Raw genomic sequence first — 1,308 nt, 5'->3', positions numbered from 1 at the left:
CGAGCGCGAGGTCCGCGACGAGGTCGGCCATCGGCGCGACCGCCTCGCAGCGCGCGACGTCCGCGTCCGCGGAGTAGGCGCGCTCGGGCGGGGTCCACACGAGCACGTCCCACGCGACCGGATCGCGCGAGCGCAGCGCGTCGCTCCCGTTGTCCGTGACGACCACGCCGCCGAGCATCGAGGCGCTGGCGTCGTCGAACGCGCCCGTCACGGTGACGCCTGCCTCGCGGGCCGCTTGGACGCCGAGGCGACACGCGTCGAGGCGGGTGACGTCGACCGCGGGGTCGTCCGCGTCGTCGCCGACCGCGAGGCCGAGGGCGTCACACGTCGCGAGTACGGTCGCGTTGGCGGCCGCGCTGGAACTCTTCAGTCCCGCCGCGAGCGGGACGTCGCTGTCGGTCCGGACGACGCCTCCCTCGCCGTCGCCCCACCGCGCCGCCGCGAGCGCGACGCAGCGCTCGATCAGGTCGGTGTCGGCGTCGGCGTCCTCGGCGATCGAGCCGTCCACGTCGTCCGCGTCCGCGTCCAGTTCGACGGTCGCGCGCGTTTCGACGTCGATACCGAAGGCCGCACCGGTCCCGGTCGCGAGCGCGTTCAACACGGTGCCGGCGCCGAGCGCGGCCGCCCGTCCCTCCATGTTCTCACGGCTCGTGAGGGCGGATAAAGAGATAGCGATCTCGGCGAGACTCTCGTTCCTGGTCCGGTTCACTCGACGACCGCCCCCAGCACGCCGGTGACGGCACCGACGGCAGCGGACGCGACCGCTGCGGCCGCGACCGGACCGAACGCGTCGGCGAAGCCGTGTGCCTGCGTCGCGGCCTCCCCCTGCGAGACGACGACGAGGCCGACGACGACGAGACCGTAGACGAGGCCTCCGAACGCGGCACCGAGACCGCAGGCGATCGCGGCTTCGCCGGGGTCGTACGCCCGCGACCCCACGAGGACCCCGAACACCCCCGCGAGCAGCGGCGCGAACGCGAGCGCGACGCCTGTCACCGCGAGGTACGACTGCGCGACGAACACGGGGCCGAACCGAGCGGTCTCGCCCGTCGCCGCCGTCGCCAACGCGGTCTCGGCCCATCCCGTCGCGGCGGCGGCGACGAGGCCGACGCCCACACCGACGACCGCGAAGCCGGCGGCGACGAACCCGACGCGTCGGTGTCCATCAGGCGCCCGTCCGCCCGTCGGTCTCGGGCGTTCCTCGGTCGGTGTCACGCCGCCGTCCCGCCCGCCCGTCGTCGACGTGCGGCCCAGCGAGGCCCGGCGTGCGGTCGCGGGGACGTCGTCGCCTCCGTCGCGTCCGTGTCA

2 protein-coding genes are annotated in these 1,308 nt (G+C 75.1%); both read right to left on the bottom strand.

Annotated elements, in window-relative coordinates; all coding sequences use genetic code 11:
- Nucleotides 1-637, bottom strand: a 637-nt coding sequence (locus GJ633_RS16730) for a shikimate kinase (RefSeq protein WP_156589655.1), incomplete at its 3' end; no start/stop codon positions are given.
- A 68-nt stretch (nt 638-705) separates the two neighbouring features.
- The gene (locus GJ633_RS16725) at nt 706-1,116 is read right to left on the bottom strand and encodes a hypothetical protein (protein ID WP_394351175.1); all 411 of its coding nucleotides are present in this window, start codon (nt 1,114-1,116) and stop codon (nt 706-708) included.
- Nucleotides 1,117-1,308: the final 192 nt, after the last annotated feature.

Source organism: Halorubrum sp. CBA1125, assembly GCF_009742825.1.
Taxonomy (GTDB): Archaea; Halobacteriota; Halobacteria; order Halobacteriales; family Haloferacaceae; genus Halorubrum.
Note: the sequence above shows the minus strand (reverse complement) of the source record. Positions and strands in the feature narration are given on the sequence as shown.